Source organism: Kitasatospora sp. NPDC054939 (assembly GCF_053610105.1).
This window is the reverse complement of record NZ_JBSGXP010000012.1, coordinates 17,345-38,298: the sequence shown is the minus strand read 5'-3', so window position 1 is coordinate 38,298 and position 20,954 is coordinate 17,345. Positions and strand designations below refer to the sequence as shown.

General features: G+C 72.5%; 20 protein-coding genes. 13 read left to right on the top strand and 7 right to left on the bottom strand.

All coding sequences use genetic code 11. The features are described from left to right. Positions 1-12: 12 nt before the first annotated feature. Positions 13-2,778: a heavy metal translocating P-type ATPase gene (locus ACWGB8_RS05840; RefSeq protein WP_452210637.1), complete on the bottom strand. Its 2,766-nt coding sequence runs from the start codon at positions 2,776-2,778 to the stop codon at positions 13-15. Positions 2,779-2,933: 155 nt separating this feature from the next. Here ACWGB8_RS05840 and ACWGB8_RS05835 point away from each other — a divergent pair, with 155 nt between their 5' ends. The 3 genes from ACWGB8_RS05835 to ACWGB8_RS05825 all read left to right on the top strand — a co-directional run bounded on the left by ACWGB8_RS05835 (position 2,934) and on the right by ACWGB8_RS05825 (position 5,015). After that, entirely contained in the window at positions 2,934-3,206 is a 273-nt protein-coding gene (locus ACWGB8_RS05835; protein ID WP_452210720.1) for an SHOCT domain-containing protein, read from the top strand. A gap of 108 nt (positions 3,207-3,314) precedes the next feature. Beyond that, positions 3,315-4,010: an ester cyclase gene (locus ACWGB8_RS05830; RefSeq protein WP_452210634.1), complete on the top strand. Its 696-nt coding sequence runs from the start codon at positions 3,315-3,317 to the stop codon at positions 4,008-4,010. A 153-nt stretch (positions 4,011-4,163) separates the two neighbouring features. After that, positions 4,164-5,015 carry a universal stress protein gene (locus tag ACWGB8_RS05825; RefSeq protein ID WP_452210632.1) on the top strand — a complete coding sequence of 284 codons (852 nt, stop codon included), beginning with the start codon at positions 4,164-4,166 and terminating at the stop codon, positions 5,013-5,015. A gap of 120 nt (positions 5,016-5,135) precedes the next feature. Here ACWGB8_RS05825 and ACWGB8_RS05820 read toward each other — a convergent pair whose 3' ends face one another. Next, positions 5,136-5,519, bottom strand: coding sequence for a hypothetical protein (locus ACWGB8_RS05820; RefSeq protein WP_452210630.1), 384 nt, complete (start codon positions 5,517-5,519; stop codon positions 5,136-5,138). 99 nt (positions 5,520-5,618) lie between these two features. On the opposite strand from ACWGB8_RS05820, the gene ACWGB8_RS05815 reads away from it, so the two are divergent. The 4 genes from ACWGB8_RS05815 to ACWGB8_RS05800 all read left to right on the top strand — a co-directional run bounded on the left by ACWGB8_RS05815 (position 5,619) and on the right by ACWGB8_RS05800 (position 10,423). Further along, the gene (locus ACWGB8_RS05815; protein WP_452210628.1) at positions 5,619-6,107 is read left to right on the top strand and encodes a MarR family transcriptional regulator; all 489 of its coding nucleotides are present in this window, start codon (positions 5,619-5,621) and stop codon (positions 6,105-6,107) included. 563 nt (positions 6,108-6,670) lie between these two features. Further along, entirely contained in the window at positions 6,671-8,122 is a 1,452-nt protein-coding gene (locus tag ACWGB8_RS05810; RefSeq protein ID WP_452210718.1) for an amidase, read from the top strand. A gap of 462 nt (positions 8,123-8,584) precedes the next feature. After that, a complete protein-coding gene (locus ACWGB8_RS05805; RefSeq protein ID WP_452210626.1) occupies positions 8,585-10,000 on the top strand; it encodes an MFS transporter in 1,416 nt (471 codons plus the stop codon). A 102-nt stretch (positions 10,001-10,102) separates the two neighbouring features. After that, on the top strand, positions 10,103-10,423 hold the full coding sequence (locus ACWGB8_RS05800) for a metal-sensitive transcriptional regulator (protein WP_452210716.1): 321 nt from the start codon (positions 10,103-10,105) through the stop codon (positions 10,421-10,423). Between the two features lie 98 nt (positions 10,424-10,521). On the opposite strand, the gene ACWGB8_RS05795 is transcribed toward ACWGB8_RS05800, so the two are convergent. Further along, positions 10,522-11,688, bottom strand: a complete 1,167-nt coding sequence (locus ACWGB8_RS05795) for a hypothetical protein (RefSeq protein WP_452210624.1) — start codon at positions 11,686-11,688, stop codon at positions 10,522-10,524. Between the two features lie 211 nt (positions 11,689-11,899). After that, positions 11,900-12,034, bottom strand: coding sequence for a hypothetical protein (locus tag ACWGB8_RS05790; RefSeq protein WP_452210623.1), 135 nt, complete (start codon positions 12,032-12,034; stop codon positions 11,900-11,902). Positions 12,035-12,373: 339 nt separating this feature from the next. Between ACWGB8_RS05790 and ACWGB8_RS05785 the strand changes: the two genes are divergently transcribed. The 6 genes from ACWGB8_RS05785 to ACWGB8_RS05760 all read left to right on the top strand — a co-directional run bounded on the left by ACWGB8_RS05785 (position 12,374) and on the right by ACWGB8_RS05760 (position 17,263). Then, a complete protein-coding gene (locus ACWGB8_RS05785) occupies positions 12,374-12,919 on the top strand; it encodes a dihydrofolate reductase family protein (protein ID WP_452210621.1) in 546 nt (181 codons plus the stop codon). A gap of 172 nt (positions 12,920-13,091) precedes the next feature. Continuing rightward, on the top strand, positions 13,092-13,277 hold the full coding sequence (locus tag ACWGB8_RS05780; protein WP_452210619.1) for a hypothetical protein: 186 nt from the start codon (positions 13,092-13,094) through the stop codon (positions 13,275-13,277). Positions 13,278-13,525: 248 nt separating this feature from the next. Next, positions 13,526-14,521 (top strand): anion permease, encoded by a 996-nt coding sequence (locus ACWGB8_RS05775; RefSeq protein ID WP_452210617.1) that lies wholly within the window; start codon positions 13,526-13,528, stop codon positions 14,519-14,521. A 47-nt stretch (positions 14,522-14,568) separates the two neighbouring features. Next, positions 14,569-15,150 (top strand): hypothetical protein, encoded by a 582-nt coding sequence (locus tag ACWGB8_RS05770; protein WP_452210615.1) that lies wholly within the window; start codon positions 14,569-14,571, stop codon positions 15,148-15,150. A gap of 186 nt (positions 15,151-15,336) precedes the next feature. After that, positions 15,337-15,945: a DinB family protein gene (locus tag ACWGB8_RS05765; protein ID WP_452210613.1), complete on the top strand. Its 609-nt coding sequence runs from the start codon at positions 15,337-15,339 to the stop codon at positions 15,943-15,945. 475 nt (positions 15,946-16,420) lie between these two features. Continuing rightward, positions 16,421-17,263, top strand: coding sequence for an endonuclease/exonuclease/phosphatase family protein (locus tag ACWGB8_RS05760; RefSeq protein WP_452210611.1), 843 nt, complete (start codon positions 16,421-16,423; stop codon positions 17,261-17,263). Between the two features lie 95 nt (positions 17,264-17,358). On the opposite strand, the gene ACWGB8_RS05755 is transcribed toward ACWGB8_RS05760, so the two are convergent. The 3 genes from ACWGB8_RS05755 to hppD all read right to left on the bottom strand — a co-directional run bounded on the left by ACWGB8_RS05755 (position 17,359) and on the right by hppD (position 20,913). Further along, the gene (locus tag ACWGB8_RS05755) at positions 17,359-18,660 is read right to left on the bottom strand and encodes an aminotransferase-like domain-containing protein (protein WP_452210609.1); all 1,302 of its coding nucleotides are present in this window, start codon (positions 18,658-18,660) and stop codon (positions 17,359-17,361) included. After that, positions 18,653-19,726: an alpha-hydroxy acid oxidase gene (locus tag ACWGB8_RS05750; protein WP_452210714.1), complete on the bottom strand. Its 1,074-nt coding sequence runs from the start codon at positions 19,724-19,726 to the stop codon at positions 18,653-18,655. Before ACWGB8_RS05750 ends, ACWGB8_RS05755 begins: the two co-directional genes overlap by 8 nt. Before the next feature lie 122 nt (positions 19,727-19,848). Further along, positions 19,849-20,913, bottom strand: a complete 1,065-nt coding sequence (gene hppD, locus ACWGB8_RS05745; protein ID WP_452210607.1) for a 4-hydroxyphenylpyruvate dioxygenase — start codon at positions 20,911-20,913, stop codon at positions 19,849-19,851. Positions 20,914-20,954 lie beyond the last annotated feature (41 nt).

Below are 20,954 nucleotides of genomic sequence, written 5' to 3'. Positions count from 1 at the left end.
GGCAACGGCGGGTCAGCGCTCGGTACGGCCGCGGGTGGCGTCGTGCCCGCCGTACCGCGCGGGGTCGGCGTCGTACGCCGCGGCGCAGCCGACCGAGCAGAAGTGGAGCGTTCCGCGCGGGGTGTCGCGGGTCTCGGCGGCGTCCCCGGGCCTGATGGTCATCCCGCAGACCGGGTCCGTCACGGTTCCACTGGTGTGGTCCGAGGGGCGTGCGTGGTCGTCGGGGACCTCGACCAGCGGTTCGACGGCTGCGGACCCGGCCTCGGGTAGCGGCTGCGGGTGCCAGCGGCGGAGGCGGTTGGAGTTGGTGACCACCGAGAGGGACGAGAGGGCCATGGCCGCCGCGGCGATGATCGGGGAGAGGCGGATGCCCCAGAGCGGGTAGAGGACGCCGGCGGCGACGGGTATGCCGACGGCGTTGTAGACGAGGGCGAAGAACAGGTTCTGCCGGATGTTGCGCATGGTGGCGCGCGAGAGCCTGATGGCGGTGACCACGCCGGCGAGGGAGCCCGAGATGAGGGTGACGTCGGCGGCCTCGATCGCCACGTCGGTGCCGGTGCCGATGGCGAGTCCCACGTCGGCGGCGGCCAGCGCGGGTGCGTCGTTGATGCCGTCGCCGACCATCCCGACGGTGCGGCCCTCGGCCTGGAGGCGGCGTACCTCGTCGGCCTTGTGCCCGGGCAGGACCTCCGCCAGTACGCGCCGGGTGCCGACCTCCCGGGCGATGGCGGCGGCGGTGCGCCGGTTGTCGCCGGTGAGCATCACCACCTCCACGCCGAGGCCGCGCAGTGCGGCGACCGCCCGGGCGGAGTCCGGCTTGACCGTGTCGGCGACGGCCAGCACCCCGGCCGCCCGACCGTCGACGGCCGCGAGGACGGGCGTCCTCCCCTGCGCCGAGAGGGCGGCCGCGCTCTCCTCCAGACCCGCGGTGTCGATGCCGACGTCGGCGAGCAGGCGTCTGCTGCCGACCAGGACGGCGTGTCCGTCCACGGACGCCCGGACGCCCTTGCCGGTGACCGAGTCGAACCCGGTGGCCTCCGGAACGGTCAGACCGCGTTCGCGGGCGGCGGCCACGATCGCCGCGGCCAGAGGGTGCTCGCTGGGGGACTCCGCGGCGGCGACCAGCCGCAGCAGCCCGGTCTCCCCGAACTCCCCGGTGGGTCGGAGGTCGGTGAGGACGGGGGTGCCGGCCGTGACGGTGCCCGTCTTGTCCAGCACCACGGTGTCGAGCCCGTGCGCGGTCTCCAGCGCCTCGGCGGAGCGGATCAGGATGCCCGCCTGCGCTCCCTTTCCCGTCGCCACCATGATCGACAGTGGGGTCGCGAGGCCCAGCGCGCACGGGCACGCGATGATCAGTACGGCCACGGCCGACACCAGCGCCAGGGTGAACGCCGGGGGCGGCCCGACGGTGAACCAGACCGCGAACGTCGCGATCGCGACGGCGATCACGGCCGGCACGAAGTACGCGGACACCGCGTCCGCGAGCCGCTGGATCGGGGCCTTGGACGCCTGGGCCTGCCGCACCAGCCGGATGATCTGCGCGAGCATCGTGTCCGCACCGACCCTGCTCGCCCGTACCCGCAGCGCCCCGGTGCCGTTGACGGTCGCGCCGATCACCGTGTCCCCGGCGCGCTTGGTGACCGGCATCGGCTCGCCGGTCACCATCGACTCGTCCACCGCCGACGAGCCCGAGAGCACCTCGGCGTCCACCGGCATCCTCTCGCCCGGCCGGACGGCCACCTCGTCGCCGACCGCCACCTCCGCCACGGGGATCTCGACCTCGACGCCGTCCCGGACCACCCTGGCGGTGCGCGCCTGGAGCCCGAGCAGCGCACGGATCGCTTCTCCGGTCCCGGCCTTCGCGCGGGCCTCCAGCAGCCGGCCGAGCAGGATGAGGGTGAGGATCACCCCGACCGCCTCGAAGTACACCTCGCGCACCTCCGACGGCAGCAGCCCGGGCGCGATGGTCACCAGCAGGCTGAAGCCGTACGCGGCGGAGGTGCCGAGCGTGATCAGGGAGTTCATGTCCGCACCGCGGTGGACGAGGGTCAGCCAGCCGATCCGGTGGATCGGCCAACCGGTGTAGACCATGACCGGGGTGATCAGCGCCAGCTGGAGCCAGTGGTTCAGCATCCACCCGGGCACCCAGGCGGCGCCGAACAGCTCGTGTGCCATCACGGCGAACAGCACCGGCGCCGTCAGCACCGCACCGGCCACCACCCGCCGGGTCAGGTCCCCGATCTCGGCCTGCCGCTCCGCGGCCTCGGCGTCCTCCCCCGCCGCCGAATCGCCCGGGCCGGGTGCCTCCACCGGGCGGGCCGGCCCCGGCTCCCCGCCCTCGCGCGGCGCCTCGACTGCTGTGGCGGGGGCACCGTCGGGCGCCTCACCGCCGGGCACCTCCCCGTCGGGTTCGACGAGGAGGGTGCCGTGGATCATGTTCATCCCGCACGCGAACCCGAACGAACCCGCCTCCGCCGGGACGAAGGAGACGGTGGTGCGCCGGTAGGCCGGCAGCGCGGCACTGACCCGCAGATCCGGGAACACCACGCGGGAGGTGCACTCGCCGCTCTCCTGCCGGTCGAAGACCAGTTCCGCCGGAACGCCCCGACGCAGCCGGATCACATCCGGCCGGTAGCCGCCGCGCACGGTGACGTCCACCCGTTGCACGCGGCCCTCCATCCGGGCGCTCTCGGCGCGGCGCGGCCCGAAGAAGTACCGGCTCAGGCCCGCGATCAGAACGGCGGCGGCCGCGACGACGACCACGTCGGCGACACCCATGGCGTCCCACCTCCACGCTCCCGTCAGGTCCCCACATGCACCTGCGCGGGCGGGGGCCCGGTGGACGGCAAACAGGGACCGATGGACCCATACCCTCTCCGCGCGCGGCGCAGCAGCATGGAGACGGACGAGAAAGCTGGGAGGCGATCTCGGTGATGTACTGGCACGACGGCGGGATGAGCGGCTGGGGCTGGTTCGGGATGGGCATCGGCCTGCTGCTGTTCACCGCACTCCTGATCCTCGGCGGCGTCCTGCTCCTCAGGGTCGTCGACCGCTCCACCGGCCGCCCCGCCCCGCCGGCCCCGCCGGGCGTCGTCGGCCACCTGTCGGCCGAGCAGTTGCTCGCCGACCGGTTCGCGCGCGGCGAGATCGACGACCGGGAGTACCGCGAGCGGCTCGCCACCCTGCGCGACACCGCCCCGCCATGAGGCGGAGCACGGCATTGATGCCCGCGTGCACGACGGTCGGCAGGACGTCCGACATCGCGAGGAATAGCCTGGAAGTACCCCGGAGCCCTCTGATCGGTGGGAGACGTCATGACATTCGTACAGCTCATCGACTGCAAGACGAGCAGAGTCGACGAACTGAACAGCCTGATGGACGCCTGGGTCGAGGCGACTCGCGGCAAGCGGACGGCAACGCACTCGATCATGGGGCGGGACCGCGCCGACTCCACGCACGTCGTGGAGATCGTGGAGTTCCCCTCCTACGAGGAGGCGATGAAGAACTCGAACCTGCCGGAGACCGACCGGATCTTCCGCGAGATGGTGGCCCTGTGCGACGCCGAGCCGTCCTTCACGGACCTCGACGTGATGCGCGACGAGCAGCTGAACAAGCTCGTGGTCCGCAGCTTCTTCGAGAACGTGGTCAACGCGGGGAACATCGACGCGGCGGACGATCTGTGCACCTCGGACTACCGCGAGCACGACCCGTCCCTCTCCTCTTACGACGTGGACCTCGCCCGGGCCAAGGCCGAGAACCGGGAGATCATGGAGGCGTTCGAACCGACGGCCACCATCGATGGCATGGTCGCCGAGGGCGACACGGTGTGCGCGCGGGTGTCCTTCCGCGGACGCCATGTGGGGACGTACCAGGGCATGGAGCCCACCGGCAGGGAGGTCTCGGGTACCGGCCACGCCACCTTCCGCTGCGCCGACGGCAGGATCGCCGAGTCCTGGTGGAACTTCGACGACCTCGGCCTCATGAAGCAGCTCGGCGTGATGGACGCCTGACCGTTCGACACCCCTACGGCGCGGGCTGTCCGGTGAGCTGGGCGGCGGCCCGGTCGGCGGCCGGCTCGCCGAAGCGGCCTCGTCGGACCCGGGCACCGGCCGTCGCCCCCTCCGCCGACCGACAGGCCGTCCGACCCCGCGCCGGAGGACACCATGAACGGACCGATCGTCGCAGGCTTCGACGGGTCACCGGAGAGCACCGCCGCGGCCGGGTGGGCCGCCCGGGAAGCCCTGCTCCGGCGGCTGCCCCTGGAACTCGTCCAGGCCTGGCCCTGGCCGGACACCGACGTGCCCGGCACCGACGAGGCGGTGGCCCGGAGCCGGGAGCAGCTGGCCCTTGCGGAGACGGAGCTGCGGCGCGTACTCGCCGCCGGCGGGGACCTCACCTCGGCGCACGTCCGCGAGAGCCCGGTCGAGGCGCTCGTGGCGGCCTCCGGCAGGGCGAGCATGCTCGTTCTGGGCTCGCGGGGGCTGGGCACCGTACAGGGCTTCCTCGTCGGTTCGGTGAGCCAGGAGGTGCTTCGGAGTGCGGCGTGCCCGACGGTCCTCGTCCGTGCGGGCTCCGAGCCCGACCCGGGCGGCGAGGTCGTCCTCGGTCTCGACCTGCGGCACGCGTGCGACGAGGTGATCGGCTTCGCCTTCGAGGCCGCCCGCCTGCGCGCCGTGCCGCTGCGGGTCGTCCACGCCTGGGCCCCACCGGCCGGCAGCGAGTACATGGCCTTCGCCGCGGTCGACAGTCCGGGCGCGGAGTTGGCGGCCGCCGAGCAGCAGCACCTCGTCGACACCCTGGGCCCGTGGCGTTCGCGGCATCCCGAAGTGGCCGTGACCGCCGACCTGGTGCACGGCCACGCCACCGTCGTCCTCGTGGAGGCGGCGGCGGGGGCCGGACTCGTCGTGGTCGGCCGGCGCACCCGCCGCGCGCCCGTCGGCGCCCATCTGGGCCCGGTGACGCACGCCGCGATCCATCACGCCCGGTGTCCGGTGGCGGTCGTCCCCTACGGCTGATCGGCCCGGAGACTCAACCGATGACCGTCGGCTCGACGTTGTCGGCCGCTTTCGCGTGGCGCGTGCGCAGGCCGGCGCGTGCCCAGGCCGGAGCGTGCGGCACCGGCCTGCGCACACAGGTCAGGCCACCGCGCCGGCTACTCCGGTGCGGCCGTCGGGGACGCCGACGATGGTCACGATGACCTGCTTGCGGACGGCCTCGCCGAAGACGTCGACCAGTGCCTCGGTGATGGTGGCGACCAGGCGGGCGGGGGCGTCCGGGACCTCGGGCACGTGGTACGCGGCCTCACGCATGCTGAGCGTGACGAGGGGTGCGTCGTGGTCGACCGGTTCGCCGCCGATGCCGCGCCGGTGCTGCGGGATTCCGATCAGGTCCACCCCGACGAGGCGGCGGAACTCCTGGCCGTAGACGGCACCGACCGCGTCGGCCAGGGCGCGGATGAGCTTCGGTTCTACCGTCCCGTCGAGGGCTTCCTCGCGGATGTGCACCGTGAAGTGCGGCATGGTGGCAACTCCCGTTCACGCCGGTCCATAGGATGGAAGGCAGCTGGCTTTGCCAGCAAAGTACCTTTGACTGCAAAGATAAATATGGAGGGGTGTGCCATGTCAAGGCCCACGGCGCACGACGCGACAGAGGGCAGCGAGAGCGGGGTCGACGACACCGTCAGGGCCCTGCTCCTGCTCATGCCCCGGATGGTGAGCCGGGTCAAGAAGATCCCCGTGCCCGAGGCGCTGCAGTCCTTCGCGCTGGCGCCGCGCCACCTCTCGCTCCTCTCCTACCTGCTCTTCGACGGCCCGATGTCCGTCAACGACCTGGCCGCTCGACTGCAGGTCGCACCGACGACGGTGAGCCTGCTGGTCGGCGACCTGAGCCGGAAGGGAATCCTCGAACGGCGAGAGGACGAGGCGGACCGGCGCCGGCGGATCATCGCCATCGCCGCCGACCAGCAACCCGCGATCGCCTCCTGGCTCGCCCCGGGTGCGGCCGCGTGGCGCAAAACGCTGGCACCCCTGACACCGGATCAGCGGAAGCTGTTCGTCGACACCCTGCTCGCCTACGAAGCCGCGGTCGGCGGCGAGGAGCAGGGCTGAGCCGAGCCCACGACGGAGCAGGTGGCGGTCGCCGCCCGTCCCTGCCCAGGCCTGCCGCACCGGGTGACATCCTGCGAGGTACGGTCCGCGCGAAAAGTCGGCGGGCCCGACTTTCGGTCGAGTACCTGACCCTTGCCCACGGGGCCGAGAGGACCGAACGGGGCAAGCGAGTCTGGGCTGAGCCGGCCCTGCCCGAACAGCCGGTGACCCGGCGCCGGCTTCTGGCCGTCCCGAGCCGGGCCGTGCGAGCCGCCCGCCGCCTGCTCCCGCGTCCCGGACGCTCCCCGATTCGGTCACCGTACACACCCGACAGCACCTGCCCCCGCACTGCCGACTGCACCGGTGCTCATATCGCCAGAGGCCATCCTGAAGGGACAGGACCTGATGACCGATGTGACCGGCACCGCCGGACGCCTCGGCCGCCACCGGGGCGAGCGTCTCCGTCGCCGACGGTCGGATGAATTCTCGGCGAAGGAGCGGAACATGACGGGAAGTGAGGCAGCCATCTTGTTGTGCGGATCGGCATTCTATGGCTTCTCCCAGAGGCCGTTACGGTCCGATTCATGGAAACGAATCATCAGACGGCCGAAGAACTCGCGACTGCCCTGCGCACCGGTGAAGTGAGCTCGGTGGAACTCACCGACGAGGCGATCGCCCGGATCGAGCGGGAGGACCGGGCGATCAACGCGATCTGCCTGCCGGACTTCGACCGTGCACGGGCCGCCGCGCGCGAGGCCGACCGGGCGCGCGCCCGCGGTGAGGACCGGCCGCTGCTCGGCATTCCGGTGACGGTCAAGGAGTCGTACAACATCGCCGGGCTGCCCACGACTTGGGGCATGCCGCAGTACCGGAACCACCTGCCGGCCGAGGACGCGGTGCAGGTGTCGCGGCTCAAGGCGGCGGGCGCGGTGGTGCTCGGCAAGACCAATGTGCCCGTGGGGCTGCAGGACATCCAGAGCTTCAACGAGATCTACGGCACCACCAACAACCCGTGGGATCACACGCGCACGGCGGGTGGATCCTCCGGAGGGTCGGCGGCGGCCCTGGCGTCCGGATTCGGCGCGCTGTCCATCGGCTCCGACATCGGCGGTTCCTTGCGCACCCCCGCGCATTTCTGCGGCGTGTACGCACACAAACCGACCCTCGGACTGGCGCCGGCCCGCGGAATGGTCCCGCCGCCCGGGCCGGCCCTGCCGATCGACCAGGATCTCGCCGCCGTCGGTCCGATGGTGCGCACGGCCCGCGACCTCTCGCTCCTGCTCGACGTGATGGCCGGACCGGACCCGCTGACGCACGGCGTGGCGCACCGCCTCGCGCTGCCGCCCGCGCGCCACGAGCGGCTCGGCGAATTCCGGGTCCTGGTCCTCGACGACCATCCGCTCATTCCGACCGGGGCCGCTGTACGGGCGGGCGTGAACCGGGTGGCCGACGCGCTCGTCGACGCCGGCGCCCGCGTCGAACGGCACAGTCCGCTGCTGCCCGATCCGACCGAAGCCGCGATCGTCTACATGCAGTTGCTGATTTCGGGCTCCGTTGCACGCTTCCCCGTCGAAGCGCAGGAGGAGCTGCGGACCCTCGCCGCCCGACTGGGCGCCGACGATCAGAGCCTCGACGCGACGCGGCTGCGCGCCATGGTGTTCAGCCACCACGACTGGATGGCGGCGAACAGCCGTCGCGAGCTCCACCGCCACGGCTGGCGGCAGTTCTTCGCCGAGTTCGACGCCGTGGTGTGTCCGATCACGCCCACTCCGGCGTTCCCGCACGACCACCACCCCGATCCGCGGGAACGCCGGATCGACATCGACGGCGTCGAGTACCCGTACTTCGACCAGCTCGTCTGGGCCGGCCTGGCCACCATGCCCGGCCTGCCCGCCACCGCGATACCGACGGGCCGGTCTCCCGAGGGCCTGCCGGTGGGAGTGCAGCTCATCGGCCCGATGTTCGAGGACCGCACCCCGCTGCGGCTCGCCGAACTGCTCGAACGGGAGATCGGCGGCTTCCAGGCGCCGCAGTAGGCGTACCCGCCCCAAGCGCGCCGCCCCCGGGGCCGATCCCCGGGGGCCTCAGCCGGACCGGGCCCGCATCGAGGGCCCGGTCCGGTCACGGTCGCGGTCACGGTCGCGGGCCGCTCAGTCGATCGCGCGGCGGCCCGGGTCCTCGGCGTCCGGGCTCAGCGGCCGGGCGCCGAGGGCCGTACGGACATCCAGGGCCACCCCCACACCCCTGCGGCGGTCGTGATCAGCCCGGCCGCCGGGCGGCTACCGCGGCCCGCTCGGCCGTACGACCGAAGCGGCATCCCCGCCCGGACGTGCCACCACCGGCACCCCCCAACGGGCCCATCGGTACCGCCTGAAGCGCATCCCCGGCGCGGCTGCCGCACGCCCGGATCCGCGGCGACTCCTTGCATCAGAGTACCCCCCGGGGGTATGTTCGGCTCGCTCGCAGAGATACCCCCACCCCGTATAGGAGCCGTAGTCATGTCCGTCACTCTCGAAGCCGTCGAAGCACCCCCCTCACCGCGCCGGTGGACGGCGCTCGGGCTGATCGCCCTCGCCCAGTTCATGGTGATCATGGACACCTCGATCATCGGCGTCGCCCTGCCCGAGATGCAGACGGCGCTCGGGTTCTCCCCCGAGAACCTCTCCTGGGTCTTCAACGCCTACGTCGTCGCCTTCGGCGGATTACTGCTACTCGGCGGCCGGCTCTCCGACCTGTTCGGCGCCAAGCGGCTGTTCGCCACCGGCTGGGTCGTCCTCGCCGCCGGCTCCCTGCTCGCCGGGGTCGCCTCGCAGAGCTGGGTCGAACTCGCCGGACGGGCCGTCCAGGGCGCCGGCTCCGCGCTGATCGCCCCGGCCGCGCTCACCCTGCTGATGACCCTCTTCGGCTCCCGCCCGCAGGAGTTGGGCAAGGCCCTGGCCCTGTACGGCGCGGCCGCGCCCGCCGGCGGCACCGCGGGCGTCTTCCTCGGCGGCGTCATCACCCAGTACCTCAGCTGGGAGTGGGTCTTCTACATCAACCTCCCGGTCGCCCTGGGCGTCCTGCTCGCCACTCCGGGCGCGATGCCCGCCGCCACCGCCCGCCGCGGCTCCGTCGACTGGCTCGGCGCGCTCACCGCCACCGCCGGCCTGGCCGTCTCGGTCTACGCCGTCGTCCGCGCCCCGGAGACCGGTTGGGGCTCGGCGAGCACCTGGCTCGTCCTGGCCGTCGGCCTGCTGCTGCTCGCCGCCTTCGTCGCGATCCAGGCCCGGCGCCGCGAACCGCTCATGCGCCTCGGCATCTGGCGCAGCCCCGGTCTGGCCGGTGCCAACCTCGCCCAGCTGCTGATGGCCGCCGCCTGGATCCCGATGTGGTTCTTCCTCAACCTCTACCTGCAGCAGGTGCTCGGCCTGGAGGCTTTCGCCTCGGGCGCCGCCCTACTGCCGATGACCGGCGCCATCATGCTGATGATGATCGTGCTCGCGCCCCGGCTGATCGCCCGCTTCGGCCCCGCGCCGCTGATCGTCACCGGGCTGCTCGCGCTCGCCGCCGGCATGCTCTGGCTCTCCTTCGCCCGTCCGGACGGCTCGTTCGCCGTCGACGTCCTGCCCGCCTCGCTGCTCGCCGCCGTCGGCATGTCGCTCGCCTTCATCCCCTCGCTCGGCACCGCCCTCGCCGTCCCGAACCCCGCGGAGGGCGGCCTCGCCTCGGGCATCGTCAACACCAGCTACCAGATCGGCTCCGCGCTCGGCCTGGCCGCAATGACCGCGGTCGCCGCCGCCCACGGCTCGCGGGAGCTCGGCAACCCGGTCGCCCTGACCGACGGCTTCTCGGCCGCCTTCCTCGGCGCCGCCGCGATCGCCGCCGTCGGCGCCCTCACCGCCGCCCTCACCCTCCGCACCAGGGCCACCACCTGAGCGCGCAGCCAGACCTGATCCACCGGCGCCGCCGGCCCGGACCTCCTCCGGGTCGGCGGCGCCCCGTCCCACCGGCCGAGCCGCACACCACGTCCGCACCCGATACCCCCAGCGGGTACCAGACTTCTCCAGGAGACCGCCATGACCGGCTACCACGACGACAAGGACCAGATCCTGCGCAGGCTGCGCCGGGTCGAGGGACAGATCCGCGGACTTCAGCGGATGATCGACACGGACAGCTACTGCATCGAGGTGCTCACCCAGATCTCCGCCGTCACCAAGGCACTCCAGTCGACCGCGCTCCAACTGCTCGACGACCACCTCGGCCACTGCGTCCAGGACGCGATCACCCGGGGCGGCGCCGACGCCGAGGCCAAGGTCGCAGAGGCCACCCAGGCCGTCGCCCGCCTGATGCGCGTCTGACCACCGGCCGGGACCCGCAGCCGCTCGGTGCGGACCTGCGCACCCGAACAGGCGCACCGACGGGAGTACGAACCGAGGCTGCGGACAACCGGACAGAGCTAGAGCTCCCTGACGTGCGGCGGGTTGCCGGTGGAGATGGAGAGCGTCCCGTGCTGGATCTGGAGGTCGCTCCCCCGGACGATCATCCCGTTGCCACGGGTCATCGAGACCTCGCTGCGGCCGTACGCGACCGAGATGCCGTCCCCGAAGGCCACCCACTTCTTGAACTCGTTGATCCCGTGGAACATGATCCGGTCCGGCAGTGTGACGAACAACCGCTCGCCGTCGTGGCTGAGCTTCATCCCGCCGCCGACGGTGAGCTGCCCCGTCACCCGCGCTTCACCGGAGACCCGTGCCTCACCGGTGTGCAGCTCGTTCAGGTCGGCCTTGTCGGCCGTGACGGTGCCCAGGTCCTCGCTGCCGTCGCGCAGCACGCGCACGCCGGAGCCGGGGAACTCGATCCAGCCCGCGCCCGCGTCACGGCTGCCCGCCCACCTGGTGTTGATGCCGTCCACGTCGGCCCGGGCGGCGGTGACGACGCCCGGAACGCTGGTCGGCCCGTGGTACACGTTGACGCCGCTGTCCGGGAAGGTGATCCAGCCGTTGTCGTCGGTCCGCCCCTGGACCAGCCGGGTGATCACCCTGTCCACGTCGGCCTTGTCGGCCGTCACCCTCCCCAGGTCGTGCTTCGCGTCCCGGACGTCCAGGCCGTCCGCGGTGAAGACGGCGCGGCCCTTGTACTCCGTTCCCTCCACCCACGGCGAACGCGTCCCGCTACCGAACTCGGGAACGAGCGCGTGGACGGTGGTGGTGAGGAAGTACCCCCGCTGATCGCCGCCGTCGGGCGACTTGGCGACCAGGGTGTACGTGGTGCCGCGCTTCGGTGCGGTGGTGGACCACGCGTACTCCTGGTGGGCGGCCGCACCTCCCTGCGCCACCTCGTGGTGCAGCTCGGCGCCCGTCGCGTCGAGGATCCGGTAGTCGAGACCGTCGGGCCCGTCCCACGTGAGGACGAGGGGCTCGTTCCGGTCCCCGTCGAGCAGGGACTTCTCCGCGCGGAAGTTCCGCGGTACCTGCGGCGTCTGCTTGACGAATCCCACGGTGGTGGTGAAGGGCTGCTCCCGCATGGGCTCGGGCTTGTCGCCGCCGCCGGCCTTCTCGTGGATCTCCAGGAGCGACAGACCCGCGCCCTCTTCCGGGCCCAGTTCGACCGGTCGCAGCCGCAACGCGGCGAGGCACCCGTTCCTGAAGAGCGGAGAGGCCCTGGTCCTGAAGCTGGAGAACATCCCCGTCGCCGCGGAGCCGGCCGTCGTCCCATCTGAATTCCAGCTCGTCGTCGATGGGCCTCTGCTTCGTCCGCTCGATACCCGTGGTGACCGCGGCCGGATCGTCCGTCAGGGGTGAGGAGAAGGGCAGGTACGGGAGCTCGACGTCGATTTAGTCCCACTCCACCGCGGACTGGTGGGTGTTGGAGACGATGATGTACACCGTTCCCCGGGACGGTTCGCCGGGGAGCGATGCCTGGAGCGACGTCGGATCGGTGACGATCTCGTACTTCAGCAAGGACGGCACTGTGCGTACTCCCTACCTCGGTGCTCACGCGATGCGGGCAGACGACGGGAAAGGTGCTTACCGGCCCTTCCACGGTAGGCACCGCCCCGCCGCCCGGGTGCCGCGATCCCGCAGGCCTGGCCCGAACAAGCCTCCCCCTGGCCGGAACCGGCAGCACGCCGAGCCGAACTGACTGCTGTTCAGAACTGCGGCATGCAGCCGGGGTTGAACCGGCCCTCCGCACGATCACCGCACCGTTGAGGCGCATTAAACGCGCCTTGCCCGATCATGCGTTGATGCAGGTCGGTGGCGACTGCGAGAGTCGAATCACACCGAGGAACACCGACGGAAGGCAACGCAGTGAGCACGGAACGCAGGATCGTGGCAGGGCTGTTCATCTCGCTGGACGGCGTCGTGGAGTCGCCCGAGCAGTGGCACTTCCCGTACATGGACGAGGAGATGGGCGCAGCGGTCGGACAGATGCAGGCCGAGGCGGACACCCTGCTGCTCGGGCGCCGTACGTACGAGTCGTTCGCCGCCGTCTGGCCGCACCAGACCGGCGAGATGGCGGACGCCCTCAACGGCATCCGCAAGCTGGTAGTGTCCACGACCTTGGAGAGCGCGGAGTGGAACAACTCCACCGTGGTCTCCGGGGACTTCGTGGGGGCGATCAAGGAACTCAAGCAGCAGCCTGGTCGGAACATCAATCTGACGGGGAGTATCAGCCTGACCCGGAGCCTGCTGGAGGCCGGGCTGCTCGACGAGCTGCGGCTGCTGGTGCACCCGGTGGTGATCGGGAGCGGGCTGCGGCTGTTCCCGGAGGGGAGCGCGGGGGCGCCGCTGCGGCTGGTGCGCTCGTCCACCTTCTCCACCGGCGTGGTGGACCTCAGCTACCAGCCGGCCTGACGCCACCCGAACCGAACCGCCCGCACGGCCCACCGCACTGCCCCTGCACAGACCGAGGACCGCATGACCTGGACGTCCCGCACCGTGACCCGTGAGGGAGTGCGCCTGCACTGCCGTGCGCCCCCTTGGCGGGCGGCGGGCTCCGGGGCATCCTGGCGCGGGGGTGGGGCGGATGGGCGCGCAGGACCGTGACGGGCTCGGCGGCGTGCGACCGGGCCCGCGGCTGCTGGGCCTGGTCGCCGGGCTGGCCGCGGTCGGCCTGCTGGTCGGGGCCGTGACCGCCGCGGCCCTCTACGGCGCGTTGGAGACGGCGTTCCTCCTGCACCGCGCGCTCGTCGCCGTCCTCGGCGGAGGCTGAGCACGGCCACCCCCGATCGGCTCGGCGCCGGCCCGCTCCGGCGGCCCGCCGGGGACCTGCACGGACGTACCGTCCCCGGATGGCGCACAGCGGCCTGTCGCGCGCCCCGCCCGGCTGCGGCCCGCACTAGCCTGACCGGCAGTCAGGGGCGTTCCTCGGCGTGGCGTCGCCCGCGGGGCCGCCCGCCATCCTCCCCGGCCCCCGGTCCTCCGGCGGGTCGGGCGGGCCGGGCCAGAGGCGGCGTCGGAGTGGAACTCGCAGCAGTGATCGCGATCATCGTGATCGCCTTGGCCTTCGACTTCACGAACGGCTTCCACGACGCGGCCAACGCCATCGCCACCTCCATCTCGACCCGCGCCCTGACCCCGCGCGCGGCGCTGGCCATGGCCGCCGTCATGAACCTGATCGGGGCTCACCTCGGCACCGCGGTCGCCAAGACCGTCGGCTCCGGCATCATCGAGGCCCCCACCGGCAGCGGGGGGCTGACGGTCGTCGCCGCGGCCCTCCTCGGTGCGATCGCGTGGAACATGCTCACCTGGTGGCTCGGCATGCCGACCTCCTCCTCCCACGCGCTGATCGGCGGGCTGGTCGGCGCCGCGGTCGCGGCCTCCAGCGGCGTCTACTGGGACGGGGTGGTGGAGAAGGTCATCATCCCGATGCTGCTCTCCCCCCTGGTCGGCTTCGCCCTCGCCTACCTGCTGATGGTGGCCATCATGTGGACCTTCCGCCGTACCAACGTGAGCCGCACCAAGCGCCGCTTCCGGTTCGCCCAGACCCTGTCCGCCGCGGCGATGGGCCTCGGCCACGGCCTCCAGGACGCCCAGAAGACCATGGGCGTCATCGTGCTCGCCCTGGTGACCGCCGGTTACCAGGACACCTTCGACGTGCCCGAGTGGGTGATCTTCAGCGTCGCCCTCGCCATGGCCCTCGGCACCTACGCCGGCGGCTGGCGCATCATCCGCACGCTCGGCCGACGGATCGTCCACCTCGACCCGCCCAGGGGCTTCGCCGCCGAGACCACCGCCGCCGGGGTGCTCTACTTCACCGCGTTCGTCTGGACGGCACCCATCTCCACCACCCAGACCATCACCTCCGCCGTCCTCGGTGCGGGAGCCACCCGCAGGCTCAAAGCCGTACGCTGGGGAGTGGCGCGGAACATCGTGGTGGCCTGGATCCTCACCCTCCCCGGAGCCGGCCTCGCCGCCGCCGGCGCCTACCTGCTGCTGCACCTCTTCGGGCTGTGACCCCCCGTGGAACGCCCCGTCCCACCCCCGCCGACGGAGGCCCGGCCATGACCTCGCCCGACGCGCTCCCGATCCCGAGCCGCTTCGCCCACCTGGATCCCGATGACGGCGCCTGCCTGATGGAGCTGGCCTCCGTCCTCGCCGGTGCGCCCTTCTGCGACGACCCGCCGACCACCCACCCGGCGCTCGCCGCGCTCGCCCGCACCGTCAACGACACGGTCGGCGACCGGGCCCGCCGCTCCCTCGCACCGCTGGCGGCCGACCTCGCCACGGCCTACCCCGCCGATCGCCGGTACGGGCCGGAGCTGGTCACCGCCGCCCTCGACGCCGCCCTGCTGCGCCGCCCCGGCTCGCTCCTGCTGCGCAGGCGCCGGGACCGCTGCCGACGCCGGGCGCAGCGCCTGGCGTCCGCGCGTCCCGCGGCCCGGGGCCGCACCGGCCTCGCCGACCGGCTGTGGTGGCGCGGCCCGGGCGTCCGCTGCCTGGAGCACGCCGTACGGGTCCTGGCCCGCGAGGACGACGCCGACGCGCTGCTCACCGGGCTGCTGACGGACGCGCTGCGCGCCGCCCGCACACCGGCCGCGGCTCCGGCGGCGCCCGTCCGGCCCTGCCCCGTCGGCGACCGCTGACATCGTCGATCGAGCACCGGAGCGCCGCGCGGCGATCCGGTGCTCGGTCGCGCGCAGGTGGCCGCTGTCGGCCCTCCCGAGCCGTGGCCGGATCGGGTCGATCAAGGCATGTACGTCGGGTGGGAGACGGCAGTACAGTCTCGCTGAAATTTGCTGCAAGAGTTTGCACCGCGAGAGGGTCCAGCCATGCCGAGAATCGTCCCGCCCGTCGCCGATGAGCGCACAGCACTGACCGCCTACCTGGCCCACCAGCGGCGCGCCCTGCGGGTCACCGCCCACGGCCTGACCGACGAACAGGCCCGCACGGCGGCCTCCGCCAGCGCGCTGAGCATCGGCGGACTGATCAAGCACGCCGCGGCGTGCGAGACCTTCTGGACCGACCTCGTCCTCCGGCAGCAGGGCGGGGCGCAGCAGGAGGCGGACGAGTCGGGCGCGGGCGAGGCGGGCACGGACGAATTCCGGCTCGCCCCCGACGAGACCCTGGCCGAGGTCCTGGCCGCGTACACCGGGGCGGCCGAACGGACCGACGCGGTGATCGCCGGCATTCCGGACCTGGGTCAGGCCGTTCCGGTACCGCAGGGCGGCGCCCCGTGGATACCCGCCGAGGTCGAGGAATGGTCGGTCCGCTGGGTCCTGCTGCACCTGATCGAGGAGACGTCACGGCACGGCGGCCACGCCGACGTCATCCGCGAGAGCATCGACGGGGCGACCTTCGACCCGCTGCTCGCCGCGGCCGAGGCGTGGCCCGACCCCTGGGTCCAGCCGTGGGAGCCCGCGGCCCCGAGCGTCGGCTGACGGCACGTACGGCGCTTCCGCGGCCACCCGCCCGGCGACCAGCGGGGCACCCGGCTCGGCCCGTTCGCGCAGACCATGCTGCCCTGATCACCGGGGGTCCGCCCGGTCCGGCGTGCTCTCCCGTGCTCCCGCGCCTTCGCGGAGTCGGAGAGCGGGAATCCGGCCGAGCCGAATCTCGGCCCGGCCGGACGGTGCGTCAGGTCAGAGGAGGACCTTCCAGGTCTGATACGGGTTCCCCTTCACGGGGTCCTTCATGTAGGCGTTCCCCTTGGCGTCCGAATCCAGGACGTTCAGGTAGTAGTTGTTACCGCTCGACGCAGTGCTGCGCGACCCGGTTCCGGTGTCGGAATTCCCGGGCGGGGTACGCGCTTTACGCTGCGAGGGGAATTCGTTCCGTGCGCGGGGCGGAGTCGGTTGAATGGTCCCGGCCAGGGGAGTCGAGAATCGAGACGACTCGACCGTGAGGGGAGTCCGGATGGAACACCGAACGACGGCGTCTGCGCCTGCAGGGATCCACATCGAGAGGGGGGACGGCACTTCTGCTGCGCCGGACGGCGCGGGGTTCTCCGTCGATGTGATGTCGTTCAACATTCACCACGGCGAGGGCACGGACGGGGTGCTGGACCTCGCCCGGATCGCGGGGGTGATCCGGCGTTCGGGTGCCGATGTGGTGGGGCTCCAGGAGGTCGACCGGCATTTCGACGGGCGCAGCAACTGGGCTGATCAGGCCGGCGAGTTGGCTGCCATGCTGGGCTTCCACCTGGCCTACGGGGCCAATGTCGACCTCGACCCTCCGGCCCCCGGGAGACCGCGGGCGCAGTACGGCACCGCGGTGTTGTCGCGCTTTCCGGTCGTCCGCCAGGAGAACGCCCTGCTGTTCCGTTCGCCGGCCGAGGAGCAGCGCGGTCTGCTGCATGTCGAGTTGGATGTGAACGGCAGTGTTCTGCACATCTTCGACACGCATCTCGAATTCTATTCCGAGTTCGACCGGATCCGGCAGGCGAAGGAGGTCGTGGAGTTGATCGGCGATACCGGTCCGGCGGTTCTGGTCGGTGATTTCAACGCCGTTCCGTCGAGTCCGGTGATCGGGACGGTTCGTGCCGGGTTCACCGATTCGTGGACGGTACGCGCGGGTGGGGCGGCTGCGACCTTCCCGGCGGACGGGCCGGACCAGTGCATCGACTACGTCTTCGCCGGGCGGGGGGCGGTTCCGGTGCGCACCGTGGTGGTCACCGACGAGGCGGCGGCCTCGGACCATCTGCCGGTCCTGGCCCGCTTGGTCGTCGGCGTTCCTCCGGAAGTCGGCCTCCCCTCCTGAACCGGTGGGGCCGGGCACCGCGCCGCGGGGTGCGGGTGCCCGGCCCGGTTCGGGTCGTGCCGGTGGTGCAGGGCCGGTCGCCGTGGGGGTCGGCCTCAGGGGGCGAATTCCGCGACGAGGGCGGCCAGCCGGTCCAGGCCCTCGTCGATGTCGGTGCCGGTGAGCGAGCTGGCCGACAGCCGTAGTTGGTTGTCGCCCCCGGGACCGGCGTAGAAGTGGCACATCGGGGTCCACAGCACGCCGTACGTGCGGGCCGAGTGCTCAAGCAGCGCGTCGTCGACCGTGAACGGCACGGTGACGCAGACGAAGAAGCCGCCCGCGGGCGTGTTCCAGCTGATGCCGGGGTGGTCCCCGAAGCGGGTGGCCAGTCCGTCCAGGAGGCGGCGGAGGTTGTCGCGGTAGATCGCGCGCTCGGGGGCGTTGGCGCGTTCGAGGCTGAAGCCGTGTTCCAGCAGGGCGCCGCCGACGAGTGCCTGGGCGATCGGCGAGGTGTTGACGGTCACCATGCTCTTGATCTTGGAGAGCTGATCGGCGAACAGTCCGACCCGGCCGTCGGCATCCGCGACCCGCTGGTCGGCGACCGCGTAGCCGACCCGCGCTCCGGGCAGGACCGTCTTGGCGAAGGAGCCGAGGTAGATCACGCGGCGGCCGGTGTCCAGCGCCTTGAGGGTGGGTGGCGTCCCGGCGCCCCCGTGGAACACGCCGTACGGGTTGTCCTCCAGAAGCAGGATGTCCTCCCGCTCGGCCAGGGCGAGGAGTTCCCGCCGCGCGTCGAGGTCGAGGCTGAGGCCCGAGGGGTTGGCGAAGTCGGGCATGACGTAGCACGCCCGGGGGCGCAGGCCGCGCCGGCGGGCCGCGCGGATCTGCGCCGCCAGGTCGTCCAAATCGATGCCGGCCGTTCCGGCGGCGACCGGCAGGACGGGCAGGTCGACCAGGTGCGCGGCCCCGGTCAGCCCGACGTACACGGGCGAGATGGAGAGCAGCACGTCGCGCGCGTCGGCCCGCAGGGCGCGCAGCACCAGGAACATGGCCTCCTGGCAGCCGACGGTGACGACCAGGGCCTCGGGGTCGGCCGTGATGCCTTCGTCGACGGCGAGGTGGCGGACGATCAGCTCGTGCACGATGCCCTTGGTGCGTCCGTACTGGCAGAGGGTGCGGCGCACCTCCTCGTCGGAGAGGCCGCGGTCCTCGGCGAGGTGGCGAGCGAAGGTGCGCAGCCGGGTGTGCACCGACTCCAGGTCGAAGAACTGCTCGACGGGGCGGCCGGCGGCGAAGGAGAGCGCGTGGGGGAAGCGGGAGGTCACCTCGTTGAGGAGGTTCATGGCGGTGAGTGCCGGGTCCTCCAGGGAGGCGTGCAGTTCGGTGGTGGCCAGGTCCGCCGGTCGGGTGTCAGGCACGGGCCGCCGGCCTCTCGGTCCGCAGGTGCGCGGCGGCGGCGGTGTCGGGACAGCCGGCCAGGGTCATCGCCTCGGTGAGTTCGGCGTGCAGGAGGGAGAGCACGTGGGACACCCCTTCCTCTCCGCCGGCGGCCAGGCCCCACAGGACGGGGCGGCCGAGCAGGACGCCGCGGGCACCGAGGGCGAGGGCCTTGAGGACGTCCGTGCCGTCGCGCACTCCGCTGTCGACGAGCACCTCGCAGGTGTCGGCCACCGCGGCGACCACCGCCGGCAGGGCGCGCATGCTGGGCTGGGCGCCGTCGAGTTGGCGTCCGCCGTGGCTGGAGACGACGACGGCGTCGGCGCCGAGGTCGGCCGCGGTGCGGGCGTCCCGTGGATCGAGGATGCCCTTGACGATCAGGGGCAGTGCGGTCCGGGCGCGCAGTCGTTCCAGGTCCGGCCAGGCCAGGTCGGGTGCGAAGGCGGTGCCGGTGTGCACCGCGAGGGCCGAGGTGCCGCCGATGCGGCGGTGGGCCTCGGTGTCGGGGCCGGTGTCGAGGTTGGCGGCGCGGACGTGCGGGGGGAGGGCGAAGGCGTTGCGGACGTCGCGCGGTCGCCGTGCCATGACCGGCACGTCCACGGTGACCATCAGGGCGCGGCAGCCGGCGTCCTCGGCGCGGGTGACCAGTTCGTCGGTGCGGGCGCGGTCGCGCAGGCAGTAGAGCTGGAACCAGGTGTCGGTGCCGGGGTCGGCGATGTCCTCCAGGCGGTGGCTGCTGAGGGTGCTGATGACGTAGGGGATGCCGTTCGCGTGGGCGGCGCGGGCGGCGGCGGGTTCGCCGTCGTCGTGCAGCAGGCGCTGGTAGGCCATGGGTGCGACGGCGACCGGCGCGGACGCGGCCGTGCCCACCAGCCGGGTGGCGGTGTCCGGGGCCGTCGCGCCGGTCAACACCCGGGGCAGCAGTGCCAGTTCGGCGAACGCGGCGCGGTTGGCGGCGAGTGTGCACTCGTTGCCGCTGCCGCCCTCGACGAAGTCCCACACGTGCGGGTCGAGTGCGGCACGGGCGGCGGCGCGGATGTCGGCCAGGCCCTGGGCCGGGGCGGACGCGGTCGCGGTCGCGGTCGCGGTCGCGGGCGCGGAGGTGGCGGCGCTTGCGGGGGTGGCGCTTGCGGTGGCGTCCCCGGCGGCGGTCGGGCGGTCGGTGGCGGTCACCCGAGCTTCTCCGCTTCGACCGCCTCGTAGAGGGCCTTGATGTTGCCGCTGCCGAAGGTCGTCGCGCCGGCCCGCTCGATGACCTCGAAGAAGAGGGTGCGCCGCGGGTGCACGGAGCGGGTGAAGATCTGGAAGAGCTGGCCCTGGTGGTCCTCGTCCGCGAGGATGCCCAGCTCGCCGAACGCCTGCGCCGAGTGGCGGGTGGGCCGCAGGCGGTCGCCCAGCAGCCGGTAGTAGGACGCCGGGGTGCTCAGGAACTCGACGCCCCGCTCGGCCATGCCGGCGACGGACCGCACGACGTCGTCGGTGCGGAACGCGACGTGCTGGACGCCGGATCCGCCGTGGTTCTTGATGAAGTGGTCGATCTGGCCCGGTTCCCGGGAGGTGTCCGGTTCGATGAGGGTGAGGGTCAGGGCACCGGTCGGGGACTGCACCACCTCGGAGTCCATGGCCTGCGCACCCACGACGATCTTCTCGGTGAAGGTGTTCCGCAGGCCGAGGACGCGTTCGTAGAACTCGACGGTGTCGCGCAGGTGCCCGGCCTCGACGCACACCGCGAAATGGTCGATCTCCAGCAGCCCGCTGTCCGCAGCGGGGGCGTGGCCGGCCGTCGGGGTGAAGCCGGGCAGCAGGCGGGCGTCGTCGTCCTCGCGGCGCTGGACGAAGGTGTGGCGGACGTCGCCGAAGCCGGCGATCGCCGCCGTGGTCACCCCGTCCTGCTCGGTCGGCCCGGCGAGCGGTCGGGCACCGCGGCGCACGGCCTCGGCGTAGGCGGCCGCCGCGTCCGGCACGGTCAGCGCGATGTCGGCGACGCCGTCGCCGTGCTGCCTGGTGTAGTCGGCGGCGGGGTGGTCCTCCGCGTCGGCCTGCGTGAGGACCAGGCGGATGCGGCCCCGGCCGACGAGGGAGGACCGGGCCTCGCCGGGGTGCTCGCGGGTGGCGTACGCGGTGAACCCGTAGGCGCGGGCGAAGTGGCGTGCGCCGGCTTCGAGGTCCTCGACGTACAGCTCGACGTGGTCGAGGGAGAGGTCCTGCGGGAAGCTCTTCGGGTGTGTCGTCACGGTGCTTGTCTCCTCGGGACACGGGACGGGGGACGCTGGAC